The following is a 14913-nucleotide window of genomic DNA, read 5'->3' as shown; positions in this document are numbered from 1 at the left end:
GTCCCAGCCGGGCCGGTTCGACCAGGACCAGGCACAGGGTGACGGTGATGCCCGGCTGGGACTGGCCCAGCAGAGTCTCCAGGCGTTGCAGGATCTGGTGCGGGGCATGGCCTTCGATGGCGTAGGCGCGCAGCGCGTGGCGCACCTCCCCGTGCTGGGCAGCAGGGAGCGTTGCAGCGCCAGGCCCAGGGCGTGTTCCTCGTTGTAGGTGCGCAGCGCCTCCAGGGCCAGGGCGCTGGCGTTGGTCAGCTGTTGCAGCAGTTGTTCGTCATCGGCGTGGTGCAGGGCGGCGGCGGGCACGGCCAGGCAGACGGGGGGCCGTCCGTGCTTGGTGCGCGAGACGCTCAGGGCGACGTCTTCGGAGAGGTGGTCGCCCGGCAGCAGGGCGCGCCACTGCCGCTGCGGGATGCGCACGATGGTGACGCCGGTGGCCTGGTTGAGGCTGTGGGCGGAGAGCTGGTGCAGGAGGCCGGAGTGGGCGGGGTGGATGCGGACCGGGCTCCGCGGATCGTCGATCATGCTGTGGACGGCTTGTGCCTGCGGCGAGAGGAAGACCGCGCTGGCCGGGCAGGCGAGGACGGTGGCCGCGCCGCCGGTGGCCGCGGTGGCGAAGGAGTGGAAGCCGACGGCGCTGTAGACGTCCAGGGTCGCCTGGTTCAGCGCGAGCAGGCGTTGGGCCAGCCGTTCGGCGCGCTGGCGGGCGCGGGCGTAGCGCAGCGTGGCGGTGACGGTGGCCAGCAGTTCGCCGGGGTCGATGGGCTGGTTGAGGTAGGCGTCCGCGCCGCGCCTGAGGCCTTCGGCGTGGTCGGCGGGGCTGATGGCGGCGGCGGAGATCTGGATGATCGGCAGGTGGGTGGTGGCCGAGTCGTTCTTCAGCCGCTCGCTGACCTCGAAACCGCTCATGTCGGGCAGCCGGACGTCGATGATCGCGATGTCCGGGAGCGCGTCCAGGGCCGCGTGCAGCCGGGCCAGGCCCTGCTCGCCCGTACTGGCGCTGATGACGGTGTGTCCGGCGCGCTTGAGCCAGCTGGTGAGGACGTAACGGTTGGTCTCGTTGTCCTCGATGACCAGGACGGTGGCGGGCAGGTGGTCATCGGCTCTGTCGGTCACGGTCGGCTCCCTTGGTCGTCGCGTTCCCTCGGGTGCTGGTGGCCGAGATCGGGCAGGCGCACCTCGACGCGGGTGCCGACGTCCTGCGTGCTGGTGAGCGTCAGGGTGCCACCGAGCAGTTCGGTGAGCGTGCGGGCGTAGGGCAGTCCGAGGCCGGTACCGGGCTGCCCCTGCTGATGGGGCCCGCGGACCTGGTAGAACGCCTCGAAGACGCGGCTGAGTTCCGCGGCCGGGATACCGATGCCGGTGTCGGTGATGGTGAAGAGTACGGCGGGAGCCTTCGGGTCCGGTGCGACGGTGACGTCCAGGCGGACCTCGCCTCGTTCGGTGAATTTCAGGGCGTTCTCCAGGAGGTTGCGCAGGATGCGCACCAGCAGCGTCTCGTCGGTGACAAGGACCGGCTGCTGCTGGAGGCCCGGCGTGCGGAGGGTGACGGTGTCGTGGCCGTGGCTGCTCAGGACGAGGCTGCTGAGGTGGCCTACGAGCAGCCGCAGGTCCACCCGCTGCGGGTTGATCTCCAGGTGGCCCGCCTCGGCCTTCGCGACATCGAGCAGGTCGCCCACCAGTGCCAGCAGCGTATGGCCGGAGGAGGCGATGAGTTCGATCTGCTCGCACTGCTCAGGGGTGAGTCCGGGGGAACTGGGGGACAGGAGCAGGGTGGACAGGGCCACCACGGAGTTGACGGGGGTGCGCAGCTCGTGGCTGATGTTGGTCCAGAAGCGGGTCTTGGCCTCGCTGGCCTGCAACAACTGCTGCCGCTTGTCCTCCAGTTCGGTGTGCAGGGCGAGGACACCGCTGTTGGTGGCCTCCAGCTCCTGCGTCAGCTCGGAGTACAGCGCGAGCACACCCCGGTTGGTCTCCTCCAGCTCTTCGTTGAGCCGGCGCAGCTCCTCGCGCTGGGCCCGGGTCTCCTCCAGGGTCGCGATCAGGTCCTGTGTCTGGGCGCGCAGGTCATCGGCCTCGGTGAGCTGGGGGCCGTCCCTGAAGACCTCGGCCAGGCGCGCGTGCTGCTCGGCCGCGCAGGTGCCCTCCGCGGCGAGCGGCTGGGTGATCTCGATCCGGTGGGCGGCCTGCCCGGGCCGGTAGTCGACCCGGACGAGCCTCCTGGCGAGGTTGAGCGTCTCCGGGGCGGGCGAGGGGCCGCTGCGCCAGGTGAGGGTGACGAGCAGAGCGGTGGGCCGCCCCGGCGGGGTCAGACTGAAGGAGACCTTCAGCCCGTGGCAGTGGAGCCGGTCGCGCCCCAGCTCACTCAGCGCGGTCGCCAGCCGGACGCCGTCCTGTTTCTCCAGGAGCAGTGCCGCCGCCACCTGCTGCGCCCGGCGCCGCAGGCTGAAGACATGCTGGGCCGAGGCCAGGACGAAGGACGCCACTGGCTCGGCCGCCGCAGAGACCGACGAGCGGGCGCCGTGCGCAGCGCCGCCTGGAGGGGTCGATTCACATGTCACGCTCATGCCGCCCCTTGCTTATCACCATGCCTCCTTGATCACGACGACGCTGGCGTCGTCCCTGCGCACCGCTGCCGCACGCAGCAGTTGTCCGGCCATGACCAGCGGTGAGTGCCGCAGCCACCCCGGCATGCTCCGGTGGTCCCAGCGCTCGGTCAGCCCGTCCGAGTGCATCACCAACGCACCACAGGCCGGAAGGGCTTCTTCGAAGGTGCGCACCCTCCGCATGTGCTCACCGACGATCCCGGGGGCCGACAGCAGGGCCTTGCGGCCGTCCTCACTCACCAAAAATCCGCTGACATTGCCGATGCCGCAGTACAGCACCCGCCCCCGGCCCGGCTCGATCCGCGCCACGGCGACCGCCCCGCCACGGCTGCGCCGCAAAGCCATGTGCACGGCGTCGAGGACCCCGCGCGGGGTCAGATCGCGGGCGGCGTGGAAGGCCTGGACCGCCGCCTGGCTCGCGCGCGCCGCCAGCGGCCCGTGGCCCAGGCCGTCGCAGAGCATCACCAGAACCGCGGCAGGGTGTGCGGTGTCCTCGCCGACGTCGGTACGTACGGCCCAGGCGTCCCCGCACACGCTCTCCCCGCTGATGGGCCGGGTCACCCCCGCCACCGGGGACAGCGGCGGGAGGGCGGCGGCAGCCACCGGGCCGTCGGCGCCGCGCGGCCAGAACCGGGCCGCCATGACCGTGCCGCGCCCCGGAACCGAGTGCAGGTCGAAGTGGTCCGCCAGCCGCGCCACCGCGCCCAGGCCGATCCCCAGACTGCCCGCACTGGACGCCCCGTCCACCAGCGCGGCACCGACATCGGGCATGCCGGGCCCGGAGTCGACGGTGAGGAACTCAAGACCGGCCCGCTCCCCCGAGCGCACCACCCGCAGCAGCAGGGCGCCGTCCACGGCATGCCGGTGCAGGTTCGTGGCGGCCTCGGTGACGGCGAGGGCGACCTCCGCCGAGCGGTGGCCGCTGAGCCCCAGCCGCCGGGCCAGCGTGGCGGCAGCCCCCCGGGCGGTGACGGCCAGGGAGGCACTGTCGCGGAACCAGGCCAAGTCCTCATGCGCGAAATGCTCGAAGGTGATGGCTGTACTCACCGCACCCACTTGATGATGGTCACGGTCGTGCCCCTCCCCGGAGTGGACTCCAGCTCGAAATCGTCGACCAGGCGCCGGGCCCCGCTGAGCCCCAGCCCGAGCCCGCCACCGGACGTCCAGCCGTCCGTCATGGCCTCCTCGACATCGGCGATCCCGGGGCCGGAGTCCTCGAAGAGGGCCGCCACCCCGCGCCGGGAACCCCTCGCGACCACGCCGGACGTAACGGTGCCCCCTCCTCCGTAGACCAGGGTGTTACGGGCCAGCTCGCTCGCCGCGGTGATCATCTTTGTCTGGTCCACCAGGGACAGGCGGCAGCGCTGGCACAGTGCCCGGATCACCTGACGGACGTGTACGAGATCGCCGCTGCGCCCGAGAGCGGTCACCTGCGGAGGAGGTTCCCCCGCCGCCCAGGGCGCGTTCACCGCGAGGCCGGACTGGCCGACCGGCGCAGCTGCGCAAGACCCTTCTCCAGGTCCAGGGCCGTGCTGACGCCGCCGAGCGAAAGGCCCAGCTCCACCAGCGTGATGGCCACCGCGGGACGCATGCCGACCACCACCGTCCTGGCGTCCAGCACGCGCGAGATGGCGGCCACGGTCGCCAGCATGCGCCCCACGAAGGAGTCGACGATCTCCAGGGCGCTGATGTCGATGATGACCCCCTGGGCGGAGCGGGCCACGATCTGCTCGGCGAGATCCTCCTGGAGGTTCAGCACCATCTGGTCCTCCAGATCGAATTGGACGGACACCACGAGCGTCTGCCCGATCCGCAGAATGGGAATGCGCTCGCTCATCGCCGGGCGCTCTCATGGGCGACCATGTCCACACCCGACCGGCGCAGCGCCAGCTTGAGGGCGTCGGCCAGGCTGGCCTTCGTGACGATGCCGTCGAACTCGATGCCGAGCGCCACGATGGTCTGCGCGATCTGCGGACTGATGCCGGAGACGGTGCATTCGGCGCCCATCAGCCGGGCGGCCACGATGGTCTTGAGCAGGTGCTGGGCGACCTGGGTGTCCACCGCGGGAACGCCGGTGATGTCGATGATCGCCTGCTCGGAGCCCGTATCCACCAGGGCCTCAAGGAGCTTCTCCATCACCACCTGCGTACGCGCCGAGTCCAGCGTGCCCACCAGCGGCACCGCGATGACCCCGTCCCACAGCCGCACCACCGGCGTGGACAGTTCGAGCAGCTGCTCGGCCTGTGCGGTGATGAGCTCATCGCGCGTCTGGGTGTAGCTCTCGATCGTGAACAGCCCCAGCCCGTCCAGGATGCGGCTCATCTCCAGATAGGCGCTGATCTCCTCGGCGGAACCGTTTTGCAGGAGCGGCTCCAGCACCTGTTTGAGCGCGAAAACACTGATCGCGGTTTCACCGGGAGAAAATCCCTGCCGCGCCCGGTTTCGCGAGAGTTCCGTCAACAGGGCGCGAATTTCGGACATGTGTTCCGAATGGACATCTCCCGCCCCGTGGCGCAACGCCTCCACCAGAGCGTCGTACAACTCCCGCAGCTCACGCTCCAGTTCGGCGGCACTGATACGGCCGCCGAGTGACTTCGACACCTCTCCCACCCACGACGCGGCAAGATCCTGCCCCTTGGCCGTCAGGAGCCCCGCCAGATCCACTGCGCCGCCTCGTTGCACCATTCGGACGCTCCTTCGATATTCCCATTTCCACGCCAGGGCTGACCTGCGAAGCGTAGGGCACACACTGTGGTCGATGAGGGCTGAACCGAAATAACAACCGTCGTTGAATCGCAGGCGAAAGACCGGCCGCCGAAAGAGCGGACAATGCCCCCGCGTTCGCGGGATCTGCGGCCTGAAACGAGCGGTGTCCGCGACCGTGCCGCGACGGCAAGAGGAGCTCCGCCGGGGGAAACAGGTGCGCATCGGAGACGCTGAGGCCGCGGTGTCGGCCTGGGGCGTGGACTTCGGCTTGCGCGTGGGCTCGGGCTTCGGCTTCGGGTTGAGAAGGGGAGGACTTGTCTGCCGATGACGGGGTACCCGAGCGTGAGCGCCTCGACAGAGGCCTCCGCGGGCTCGCGGAACTGCACCGGACTCGGTGCGGCTCGGCGGGACTTCGCGGTGGCGAGACACGGCCGCCGCCGGTGGCTCGAACCGGCGGCGGCCGCCCGGGCGCGAGGTGACGGCTCCCCCGTCTCCTTCGCGTCGGCGCCCTCACCGGCCTGGGGGGCGCAGGAGAGGAACCCCAGGCCGGAACATGAGGACGTACAGACCGGGGCCGCGGTGGACACAAAGCGTGGCCCCGGTCGCTCGATGGCTCATCACGCGGCAGGTCCCGGGTCCGGGGGCCGCTCACAAGTACCTGTCCGTGGAGACTTTAAGCCAGCGTGGCCGAGGCGGTAGTGCGAAAACGGGCCTACTACGGCACAGGGGCGCAGTTTGGCCTTGGCGCGTCTGCGCCGCGACCGCACAGGGCAACGTCTTATGCGTAGGGAGAATGCGCAGGGCGTATTCCGTTTTGCGCTCCCACAGAGAGGATTCTGAAGACATGGAGCACCGGCCGCAGACGACTCCCCGCGTACGGCCGGTGCGCCTTGGATGGGAACGTCGACGCCGCGAGAGCGTGGGACCCGGCCGCGGCCCATCATGACTGCTCGGAGAGGGCGCGAGAGCATGCCGACCGACTCCGTGATCCTCCTCGTCGACGACCACATTGACACCCTGTTCGCGCTGGAGAGCGCGCTGGCGCCCCTCGGCCACCCGATGGCGAGCGTGACCAACGGCGACGACGCCCTCAAGGCGGTCCTGCACGGCAATGTCGGTCTCATCCTGCTCGACGTGCGCATGCCGGGCGTGAGCGGCCTCGACGTCGTGCGCTACGTCCACCGCCTCGACCTCACGCGCTTCATCCCCATCATCTTGCTGACCGCCTTCGACATCAGCCGGGAGGTACTGTCGGCGGCCGCCCTGCTGGGCGTGGCCGACGTCTCCGTCAAGCCCATCGATCCCCTGACCCTGCGCACCAAGGTCCGCTACCTCTTCGAGACCCACCAGCGGATCGCGGCCCTGCGACAGGAACTCGACGACCTGAGAGCCCGGCTGAACGACGCCCCTCTCACACCGGCGCGCATCCCTCCTCCGGTCCCTCCTGCGACCACATCACACCCACCCGACGCGCGGAGTGCGGGGTCTCAGTCCCAGTCGGCCGGCGGCTGATCGACGTGTCCGCCCGTGTGCGGTGTGGTGATGTAGTCCTCGTGGCCCTCGGGGAGCGCGTCCACGCACTCGGGCGAGCAGGCGTTGACCAGTAGGGGCAGCACGTCGGTGGCCACGCGGAGGGAGATCCACGCCTGGTGTAGCGCCCGCTGTGCGATCGGGCGGTCGCAGACACTGCAGCGGTGTACGGCAGTGGCTCCCCAGCGACGGGGATCGAGGTGTGCCTGATCGGCGGCGGTGAAGTCCTGGGGAGGGCGCAGCCGCGGGAAGGGGGGACGCAGCTTGTAGTTGCCGAACAGCGCGCGCGTACTGACCGTGCTGCGGGTCAGCTTGCGGCACCGGGTGATCTCGTAGGGGAACCAGTGGAGCCGGTAGGAGGTGTAGGGGGAGAACTGCTCCAGGCCGCTCATGGCTCCGATCTCGGGCGGGATGCGGACCAGGTCGCTGCCGTAGAGCACGAGGTGTCTGACCGCGGTGAGCTTGGCGATGCTCGGCGGCAGGGTGACGACCTGCCGCCGCTCTTCGGCGCTGAGTCCGGTCAAGGGGCGGAACTCTTCGCGGCCGTCCTCGGCGGCCTCGTCGACCAGCTCCAGCAGGCGCTGCCAGCCCGGGGCGGAGGTGTCCTGCTGTTCGCCATGGAACCCGACCCTGGCCCGTGGCCGCGGCCCGGACTGGGAGAAGCACGGGCAGGGGTCCCGATCGGCCCCGTGCCCACCCCGGGCCGGAGCCGAGTCGTCGCCCCAGCGGTTCACGTGGAGCGTCGGCTCCCCCTCGTTCGTCATGGCGCCAGGGTAGGGACAACGACCCGGCCCCGACCAGCGATTACCGGACCGGGGTGACGTCGGCGCGTCAGCCCGGAACCACCGCGGAGCCAGCATCTGGATCACCCTGGTTCTGGGGCCGCATGAAGGCCGGGACGAGAGGTTCCGTATAGGGCGTGAGGATCTGTTCCCGGGACAGTCCGCGCCTGGCGAGGTCTTCACCGATGTATCCGAGGTGCTCCAGCGGCGTTCTGCCCACGATCAGCGGCATGATCTGTGCGGCCAGCTCCCCGGCCGCGCCGCGCAGTGGGGGCGGCCACGGGGCGTGCAACTCGGCGATGACCGTCGTCAGGTCGTCGATGCCTCTGCCCGCCGGGTAGCGCGTGGGAAGCATCTCGGCGAACCATCCGTGGGCGGGCAGGGCGGCCCACAGCCGGACAAGAAGCGCGATCTCGTCGGCCGGTGGGATCGGGAGCGCGAAGAAGATCTGCCCGACGATATAGCCGTCCTCGATGTCCACCACTTCCCTGACCAGTGCGACGACCTCGTCCGGCGGCCAGTTGCGGACGATGGACTCCACCAGGACGCCGTGCGTCAGCGGGCGTGGGTTGTCTTGGAGTTGCCTGCGCACCAGGGCGACCACATCGGCGTAGGAGCGCTGTGCGATCGCGGCGAGGCCCTCGCGCACGACCGGCGGACAGTCGTCGTGGTGCGCGAGCCTGTTGTGCAGGTCCAGCACGTCGGAGACGGTACGCCCGGCCAGTGCTGAGCGAAGGAGCTGCGCGCCCTGCTCGGCACGGTTCAAGAAGGTGCCCGCGTCGAGGAGGGCGAGGATCAGCGGAACGAGTTCCCCGGTGGGCGCGGACAGCGCCAGTGCGGTCCGCAGCCGGGCCGCCCCCTCCAGCCACCGGTGCTCTTGCAGCCGGTCCGCCAGGAGGAGGACCTCCCGCGTCGGCCGTTCGGTCACGACGATCCCGAAGCGCCCGTCGTGCGGATCACGGTCGCGCACCAGCGCGGCGGCCGTCCGCTCCGCCCACACGAACGCCTCCGTGGGGACCCGGGCCAGCATGTCCCACCACAGTGCGTCCCGCGCAGTGCCATTGTCCGCCGCATCCGTGCCGGTCACGCCATTGTCCGCGTTGTCCGTGACGGTCGCCGAACCAGTCGGCACCGGCAGTGTCTCCGCGTCCTCGTCGAGAGCGTTGAGGACACCGCGCAGGCGGACATCGATGCCGTGCCCGAACGCCTGGGCCCGGTCCAGCGCGGCATCGACGTCGTCGGGGAAGGCCTCGCCCGTTATCGTCCGTGCCTGCTGTGCCGCGCGCGGATCGCCGTGGGCGGCACCGGCCTCAGCGGGCAACTGCGCGGTGGCCCGCAGTTGCCGCAGGTCCGCGCGCACCCGCCGGGTACGGGTGAGCGCCTCCGCCAGCAGCGCCGTCGCGAGCTTTCTGTCCTGTTCGGCCTTGGCCAGTTCCGCGGCCGTCCGGCCGTGCTGCGCGAGGGTGCGGGCCAGTTCGCTGTCCATGCCGCCGATCCGTGCCAGGTCCGGCGGTCGTGCCGTCATGGCCAGCTCGCGCTCGCGCCCCAGCCGTTCGACCTCGTCGGCGAGTACGAGCACCCATGTGGACAGAACGGAGGCGAGCGTGTCCGCATCGCGCAGCGCCAGTTGTGACTGCTGCTGTGCGAGCGCGAGCGTGGCCAGTTCGTCGTTCTTGCGGTCGAGCTGCTCGTGGAGGTCGAGGAGCTTGGACTGCGCCTCAAGCGCCAGCGCCTGAGCGGCCACCGCCACGTTCTTGACCCCGGGCGGCTGCCCCGTCAGGTCGAGCACGGCCGTGGCGCGGGTCTCCGCCAGGCGCAACAGCCTCGCGCCTTCCCCTCTCAGCCGCTTCCGCCGGGGCGCGAGGGCGGGCGCCTGGGTGCAGGCGACGACCACCGCGTCGACGAAGGCCCCGTCCAGCTTCAGACCCGCCAGGCGCTCACTGATCGCCGCCCTCCCCAGGCCGGTCGGCGCCTCCAGTGCACGCAGGGAGAGCCCGGCCTCGCGCACGCGGTCCCGCAGAAAGTGGGCAAGAGCCTCGTACTCCTGGGAGCGCGCGTGTACCGCACCGAACTTCCGGCCGACCCGGGCGCCCGACCCGGCGCCCGCACGCTGCGGATCTTCTTCACCCATGCGTTCCCCCGAGGACCTTGTCCGTGGACAACGGCCATTGTCCACTGGCGCACGACCTGCGGTCAGCGTCTTTCACAGCGCCGTTGAGGACAACTCCGGCACGACGGACTCTTCCTGTGCGGACGGAACGACCATCCGCATCGCCCCGGCGGAGGAGACCATGCACCCGACCAAGAAGACGACCGACCTGCTGGCGTTCATCGCCGCGCTGCTCACGGTGATCGTCCTGCTGTTCATGGGCATCCCGCCCGAGTCCCTGGCCATCGTCGTCGTCGCCATGGGGGGTCTGTACGGGCTGTGGCTCGGCGCCGGGCATGGCTCGGGGGCGGGTACGGGCTCGGGCTCCGGCTCCGGCTCCGGCTCCGGCTCCGGCTCCGGCTCAGGGAAGACGGAGTAGCAGCGGACGAGGTTGCAGGCGGAGCTTGGGGCATCCGGTCCAGCGGTCAGACCGGTTCCCAGGCCATGGTTCACCCCTGGGTGCCTCGCTCCTCGCGCAGCGACTCCGCCGAGATGGGCCGCCGGTACGTCTGCCAGTTGCGTTGGTCCAAGCGCAGCGCCCGTATCACCATCGGATCCCTCGGGTGTTCCTGGTCGTCCTCGCTGCCACCGTCCGCTTCCACCCGGGCCTCGGCGGTCTGCCCCTCACCGCCGTCCGGAGCATGCGCAAGGAGCTCGACGGCCAGCAGCAGCGCCACCGGCGGCCACCCCGCCACCAGTACCGGCCTCCACGCCAGTGCGGGCGCCGCCACGATGTTGGCGGCGAGCGCGACCACGATGCCGAGGAGGCAGGCCAGTCAGCAGCCTGACGGCTGCCGTCCCGTCTCGCCGGACGGGCGGGCATCGGTCGCTGGAATCAGGCCGTGCCTGCTCATTCGGTTGTCCGGTCAGCGGGCTGCCCAGCCCGGTGCCCACACGTCGCGCGAGGCTCGCGGACCTGCGGTGCGCAGATACTCGCGCAGCGCGGTCAGCACGGGGTGCTTGTCCCCGCTGCGGAACAGCAGCATGTGCGGGTAGACCGGGGTCGGGCCATGCAACGGGATACGCCGTAGGTCGTGGGTCTGCGTCCACAGGTACCGATCCCCGCTACCGACCAGGGTGGCCAGCGACGCCGAGTCGGCCAGCGCGTCCATCAGGGCCTCGTCACCGAAGTTGGGGCCGAGCGCGTCGATGCTCAGGCCGAAGGCCTCGGACAACGCCTGGTAGAACGCAGCCCACTCCGTGCCCGGCCTGATCCCGGGGATCCAGATGCGGTGGCCCGCCAGGTCCGCAGGTCTGACCCAGGGCGCGGCGGCCAGCGGGTGGCTGGGACCGACCAGGAGCTCCAGGGGCGCGTCCAGGAGTCGTTCGGCGCTGATTCCGGCCGGGACCTGAGCTGTCGGCAGGGCACGGAAGGACGCGTCGACGGTCCCTTCGAGCACCGCCTGGGCGGCCCGGGCGGCGTTCTCCGTGCTCAGCGTGACCGCTTCGAGGTCCACCTCGGGGTGGGAGCGGTAGAACCGGTAGACGGCCTGGGCCGGGGAGATGCGCCGATTGAGGACGTCGACGCGTAAGGGACGGCTGCCGGGGCGCACGGATTGCTCGGCCTGCGCGATGGCCGCCAGGACCTTCTCGGCGTGCGGCAGGAAGACCTGCCCGTCCAGGCTCAGCCGAGAGCCTCGGGAGGACCGCACCAGCAGCGTGGCCTCAATGTGCCGCTCCAGGGCCGAGATCCGCTTGGAGACCGCCTGCTGGCTGATCCCCAGCTCGTCGGCCGCCGCCTGGAACTGGCCGGTCTCGGCGACGGCCACGAACGTCCGCAGTGTCTCGGCATCCACGCTCCCACCCTACTTCCACAACTTTTGGTTGTGTCTTGTGTGGTCAGTGTTGTTTGATCGACTGTTCTGCGCGGTGGTGAGATCAGTGCATGTCTACCCGCACAGAGCAGGTCATGTACGTCCATACGCCTGAGTTCGAGCGTCACGCGGAGCGGATCGTGGAAGTGACCGACGCGACGTCTCGGCTGAATGTGCTTCCGTTCAGCGACAGCGGAGGCCGCGCGGAACTACTTTCTGTTGTGTTCGGTGGCCCGCTGCCGGAGTCGGTGACGATCTACCCGCCGTTCTTCACCGAGCACGGACTGAACACGACGTTCGGGGAGAACGTCTTCGTCAACCAGGGATGCACCTTCATGGACAGGGGAGGCATCAGCATCGGGAGCGGCGTCATGATCGCCCCGAAGGTCAGCCTCATCACCGGAGGGCATCCACTGCCCCTGGCCGAGCGCCGCGCGTACCTCTCCTTCGCTCCGATCGTCATCGAGGACGACGTATGGATCGGGACGGCTGCCGTGATCACGCAGGGGGTGACCATCGGTGCCGGTGCGGTGGTCGCTGCCGGTGCGGTGGTCACTCGCGATGTCCCCGCCCGCACCGTGGTCGCAGGAGTGCCCGCACGGGTGATCAAGAGAATCGGCGTCATCCATCGGTCAGCTGATGGATGGCCTTGAGCGCCTGACCCGCTCCGTTCTCGGTCATCAGATGTTGCGCCGCTCGTGCGGCGGCTCGACTGTGTGCCTGCTGCTTCACTACTTGGTGCAGTGAGTCGGCAAGCCGTCCGACGGTGAGGGATCGGAAGGGAATGGGGTCGGTGGCGGCGCCGATGGCCGCAAGTCGCGCCGCCCAGAACGGCTGGTCCGCGGTCACCGGCACGGTGACCGCGGGCACTCCAGCGCGCAACGCGGCGGCCGATGTGCCGGCCCCGCCATGGTGGACCACCGCGGCCAGCCGTGGAAACAGCAAGGCGTGCGGTACGTCCCCGATCGTGAGCACGTCGTCCCCGGCGGCAAGCCCGGCACTGCCGGCTTGCAGGACACCGCGCAGCCCGGCGCGGCGCAGGGCTTGCACAACGATCCCGCTCAGCCGCTCCCCCTCGCCGGCTGCCATGCTGCCGAAGCCGATGAGGACGGGTCGGGGTCCGGCACGCAGGAAGTCCTCAAGCTCGGTAGGCAGCCGTTCGGTCGCCTCGTGATGGGGCCACCAGTTGCCCACGACCTCCAGGCCGGAGCGCCAGTCGGAGGGGCGAGGCACCAGGGCCGTGCTGAAGCCGTGCAGGATGGGCCAGTTCGCCTGTTCCTGTCGTCGACGCATCTCGGAAAGTGAGGCCGGGGGCAGCTGGAGGCGGTGGCGCAGCTTCGCGACCGCCTGTTCATAGACGCGATCGGCCATGCGCAGTGCGAAGCGTCCGGTGGCTCGGTTGGCGAGATGGCCCAGTGAGCGGGAGCCCGTGACAACGGGCGGGAAGTCACCGGTCGGTGCGGTGGGTTGAAGGTACACGCCGAGGCTCGGTGTGCCTGTCGCCTCGGTGAGGTGCCAGCCCAGCGGGGCCGTGGTGGTCGACAGCAGGAGCAGGTCCGTGCCCGCGTCCATCGCGTCGGCGAATCCCTGACCCAGTTCGGTGATGAACGTGGCAGCAGCGCGCATGAGTTCACGTTTGCCGGTGACGCTGCCACGCACTCGTCTGTCGGCGGGGAGGCTGCGAAATTCCAGCCCTGCGTCGTGTACGAGGGGTGCGAAGGTGTCTGTGGTGGCGAGGGTGACGTCGCATCCGGCCCGGCACAATTCGGCGCCCAGGCCCGTGTAGGGCGCGACGTCGCCGCGCGATCCGGCTGCGGCGATCAGGATCCTCATTGGTCCTCCTCCGAATCGGTACGGTCACCTGCGTGGCGGGCCGCGTTGGCGTGGACCGCCTTGCGGGTATAGGCGGCCAGGCCCGGGCGTTGCTGCGACGGCGGGATGACCAGAGCGAATGCGCGCGGGTCGGCGACGAAGTCGTCCGCGATACGCCGATGCATGTCGGGCGGGCAGGAGGTGAACCACCGTGCGATGTGCAAACGGTGCTCCTCGGCGAGGTCCATGGCCCGCTCGCCGTTGCTCAGTTCCCCCTCGTCGAAGGTCGCGATCAGCTCCGCGCGCCAGGCGGCGGCCTCGCCCATGAGCTGGCGCCAGTCCTCTTTGGTGTGGGCAGCCGCGCGCGCCATCGCCTCGCGCTGTCCGTCCGAGTGCGCCCACTTCAGTTCTGCCTCGGTGGCATAGCTCAGGTCGAAGGTGACCTCACCAAAGACCTGGAAGCGTTCTTGAGGAGTCAGGGAGATCCCGGTCTTCTGGACCTCTATCGCCCGTTCCGCCACCTTGGCCAGCCGTTGCAGTCTGGCGATCTCCTCATTCAGCTGCCGCTGCCGGGCCCGGAGCCGCTCCAGGGGACTCACCTGCGGGTCCTTGAAGATCGCGGCGATCTCGTCGAGGGGGAAGCCGAGCTCACGGTAGAAGAGGATCTGCTGGAGACGGACCAGGTCAGCCTCACTGTAGAGCCGGTATCCGGCGTGGCTGCGGTCACTGGGCGATAGCAGTCCCGCCTTGTCGTAGTGATGCAGAGTCCGCACCGTCACCCCGGCGAAGGCCGAGACCTGCCCCACGGAGTAGCTCATCCACCTGCCCTTTCGTCGGTACACAGCCTCAAGCCTGACGTAAGGGGAGGGTCAACTCCCGCCCGCTGCGACCACATGACGTCCATTGCCAAAGCTCGTGGGACCCGCGTACGGCAGAGGGGTGGGGACGGTCAGCGGGTGGCGCGCTCGGCGGCCAGGATCTGCCGGACGACCGCGTCGGGGTACGACATCATCACGACGTGGGAGGCGCCCTTGACCTCGGTGGTCGTGCTCTTGGCCCGCTTGGCCATGAAGCGCTGTGCCGCGGCGGGAATGACATGGTCGGCGCCGGGGATCACGTACCAGGAGGGCAGGCTCTTCCAGGCCGGTGCGCCGCTTCCTGCCGAGAGGCCCTCCACGCTGCCGGGGCGCTGGGTGACCGCCATGAGGCGGGTCAGCGAAGTGGGCAGGTCCTGGGCGAAGACGTCGTGGAACTTCGCCGGGTCGATGTAGCCGTCGGTGCCACTGGTGCCGTCGGGCAGCGGGAAGGGGCGGGTCACCAGTGCGTCCGGCAGTTGGCTGCCCGGGAACATGCCCGCCAGTCGCAGCGCGCTCTCGCCCTCGTCGGGGGCGAAGGCCGCGACGTAGACCAGGGCCTTGACGTTCGCGTGGCCGCGGGCGGCATTGGTGATGACCTCGCCGCCGTAGGAGTGGCCGACCAGGATGACCGGGCCGGAGAGGGTGTCGACGACGCTGGACAGG

At 70.1% G+C, this 14913-nt stretch carries 16 protein-coding genes; 3 read left to right on the top strand and 13 right to left on the bottom strand.

The window, feature by feature from the left end; genetic code table 11:
* The 6 genes from AB8Z36_RS11650 to AB8Z36_RS11625 form a co-directional block, all read right to left on the bottom strand.
* A partial coding sequence (locus AB8Z36_RS11650; RefSeq protein ID WP_369213171.1) for a response regulator occupies nucleotides 1-1110 on the bottom strand: 1110 nt, incomplete at its 3' end.
* A complete protein-coding gene (locus AB8Z36_RS11645) occupies nucleotides 1107-2561 on the bottom strand; it encodes a sensor histidine kinase (protein ID WP_440581897.1) in 1455 nt (484 codons plus the stop codon). The genes AB8Z36_RS11645 and AB8Z36_RS11650, both read right to left, overlap by 4 nt.
* Nucleotides 2562-2576: 15 nt before the next feature.
* Complete coding sequence (locus AB8Z36_RS11640) at nucleotides 2577-3647, bottom strand: ATP-binding protein (RefSeq protein WP_440581896.1); 1071 nt, start codon at nucleotides 3645-3647, stop codon at nucleotides 2577-2579.
* Nucleotides 3644-4030 carry an ATP-binding protein gene (locus AB8Z36_RS11635; protein WP_369213168.1) on the bottom strand — a complete coding sequence of 129 codons (387 nt, stop codon included), beginning with the start codon at nucleotides 4028-4030 and terminating at the stop codon, nucleotides 3644-3646. The genes AB8Z36_RS11640 and AB8Z36_RS11635 overlap by 4 nt, the downstream gene beginning before the upstream one ends.
* Nucleotides 4031-4065: 35 nt before the next feature.
* On the bottom strand, nucleotides 4066-4437 hold the full coding sequence (locus AB8Z36_RS11630) for an STAS domain-containing protein (protein WP_369213167.1): 372 nt from the start codon (nucleotides 4435-4437) through the stop codon (nucleotides 4066-4068).
* Complete coding sequence (locus AB8Z36_RS11625) at nucleotides 4434-5285, bottom strand: STAS domain-containing protein (protein ID WP_369213166.1); 852 nt, start codon at nucleotides 5283-5285, stop codon at nucleotides 4434-4436. Before AB8Z36_RS11625 ends, AB8Z36_RS11630 begins: the two co-directional genes overlap by 4 nt.
* Nucleotides 5286-6275: 990 nt before the next feature.
* On the opposite strand from AB8Z36_RS11625, the gene AB8Z36_RS11620 reads away from it, so the two are divergent.
* The gene (locus tag AB8Z36_RS11620; protein WP_369213165.1) at nucleotides 6276-6818 is read left to right on the top strand and encodes a response regulator; all 543 of its coding nucleotides are present in this window, start codon (nucleotides 6276-6278) and stop codon (nucleotides 6816-6818) included.
* Here the strand turns inward: AB8Z36_RS11620 and AB8Z36_RS11615 are convergent.
* The gene (locus AB8Z36_RS11615) at nucleotides 6794-7600 is read right to left on the bottom strand and encodes a leucine-rich repeat domain-containing protein (RefSeq protein ID WP_369213164.1); all 807 of its coding nucleotides are present in this window, start codon (nucleotides 7598-7600) and stop codon (nucleotides 6794-6796) included. The genes AB8Z36_RS11620 and AB8Z36_RS11615 overlap by 25 nt on opposite strands.
* A gap of 67 nt (nucleotides 7601-7667) precedes the next feature.
* Nucleotides 7668-9749, bottom strand: coding sequence for a hypothetical protein (locus AB8Z36_RS11610; protein ID WP_369213163.1), 2082 nt, complete (start codon nucleotides 9747-9749; stop codon nucleotides 7668-7670).
* 160 nt (nucleotides 9750-9909) lie between these two features.
* Between AB8Z36_RS11610 and AB8Z36_RS11605 the strand changes: the two genes are divergently transcribed.
* On the top strand, nucleotides 9910-10146 hold the full coding sequence (locus AB8Z36_RS11605; RefSeq protein ID WP_369213162.1) for a hypothetical protein: 237 nt from the start codon (nucleotides 9910-9912) through the stop codon (nucleotides 10144-10146).
* A gap of 70 nt (nucleotides 10147-10216) precedes the next feature.
* On the opposite strand, the gene AB8Z36_RS11600 is transcribed toward AB8Z36_RS11605, so the two are convergent.
* Together AB8Z36_RS11600 and AB8Z36_RS11595 are read right to left on the bottom strand one after the other, a co-directional pair.
* Complete coding sequence (locus tag AB8Z36_RS11600; protein ID WP_369213161.1) at nucleotides 10217-10522, bottom strand: hypothetical protein; 306 nt, start codon at nucleotides 10520-10522, stop codon at nucleotides 10217-10219.
* A 111-nt stretch (nucleotides 10523-10633) separates the two neighbouring features.
* Nucleotides 10634-11563 carry a LysR family transcriptional regulator gene (locus AB8Z36_RS11595; protein WP_369213160.1) on the bottom strand — a complete coding sequence of 310 codons (930 nt, stop codon included), beginning with the start codon at nucleotides 11561-11563 and terminating at the stop codon, nucleotides 10634-10636.
* Between the two features lie 113 nt (nucleotides 11564-11676).
* On the opposite strand from AB8Z36_RS11595, the gene AB8Z36_RS11590 reads away from it, so the two are divergent.
* Nucleotides 11677-12234, top strand: coding sequence for a DapH/DapD/GlmU-related protein (locus AB8Z36_RS11590; RefSeq protein ID WP_369213172.1), 558 nt, complete (start codon nucleotides 11677-11679; stop codon nucleotides 12232-12234).
* Here the strand turns inward: AB8Z36_RS11590 and AB8Z36_RS11585 are convergent.
* The 3 genes from AB8Z36_RS11585 to AB8Z36_RS11575 form a co-directional block, all read right to left on the bottom strand.
* Nucleotides 12203-13414: a glycosyltransferase gene (locus AB8Z36_RS11585; protein ID WP_369213159.1), complete on the bottom strand. Its 1212-nt coding sequence runs from the start codon at nucleotides 13412-13414 to the stop codon at nucleotides 12203-12205. The two genes, AB8Z36_RS11590 and AB8Z36_RS11585, sit on opposite strands and share 32 nt — an antisense overlap.
* Nucleotides 13411-14211, bottom strand: a complete 801-nt coding sequence (locus AB8Z36_RS11580; protein ID WP_369213158.1) for a MerR family transcriptional regulator — start codon at nucleotides 14209-14211, stop codon at nucleotides 13411-13413. The genes AB8Z36_RS11585 and AB8Z36_RS11580 overlap by 4 nt, the downstream gene beginning before the upstream one ends.
* A gap of 131 nt (nucleotides 14212-14342) precedes the next feature.
* The coding region (locus tag AB8Z36_RS11575) for an alpha/beta hydrolase (RefSeq protein ID WP_369213157.1) at nucleotides 14343-14913 on the bottom strand (571 nt) is incomplete at its 5' end.

The organism is Streptomyces flavofungini, assembly GCF_041028215.1.
In the GTDB taxonomy this organism is placed as follows: Bacteria; Actinomycetota; Actinomycetes; order Streptomycetales; family Streptomycetaceae; genus Streptomyces; species Streptomyces flavofungini_B.
This window is presented reverse-complemented; position numbering and strand designations above follow the sequence as displayed.

Coding starts and splice junctions, on each gene's coding strand:
- AB8Z36_RS11610 (WP_369213163.1), bottom strand. CDS start 9,749: ATGGGTGAAGAAGATCCGCAGCGTGCGGGCGCCGGGTCGGGCGCCCGG.
- AB8Z36_RS11645 (WP_440581897.1), bottom strand. CDS start 2,561: ATGAGCGTGACATGTGAATCGACCCCTCCAGGCGGCGCTGCGCACGGC.
- AB8Z36_RS11585 (WP_369213159.1), bottom strand. CDS start 13,414: ATGAGGATCCTGATCGCCGCAGCCGGATCGCGCGGCGACGTCGCGCCC.
- AB8Z36_RS11580 (WP_369213158.1), bottom strand. CDS start 14,211: ATGAGCTACTCCGTGGGGCAGGTCTCGGCCTTCGCCGGGGTGACGGTG.
- AB8Z36_RS11620 (WP_369213165.1), top strand. CDS start 6,276: ATGCCGACCGACTCCGTGATCCTCCTCGTCGACGACCACATTGACACC.
- AB8Z36_RS11630 (WP_369213167.1), bottom strand. CDS start 4,437: ATGAGCGAGCGCATTCCCATTCTGCGGATCGGGCAGACGCTCGTGGTG.
- AB8Z36_RS11615 (WP_369213164.1), bottom strand. CDS start 7,600: ATGACGAACGAGGGGGAGCCGACGCTCCACGTGAACCGCTGGGGCGAC.
- AB8Z36_RS11590 (WP_369213172.1), top strand. CDS start 11,677: ATGTACGTCCATACGCCTGAGTTCGAGCGTCACGCGGAGCGGATCGTG.
- AB8Z36_RS11605 (WP_369213162.1), top strand. CDS start 9,910: ATGCACCCGACCAAGAAGACGACCGACCTGCTGGCGTTCATCGCCGCG.
- AB8Z36_RS11625 (WP_369213166.1), bottom strand. CDS start 5,285: ATGGTGCAACGAGGCGGCGCAGTGGATCTGGCGGGGCTCCTGACGGCC.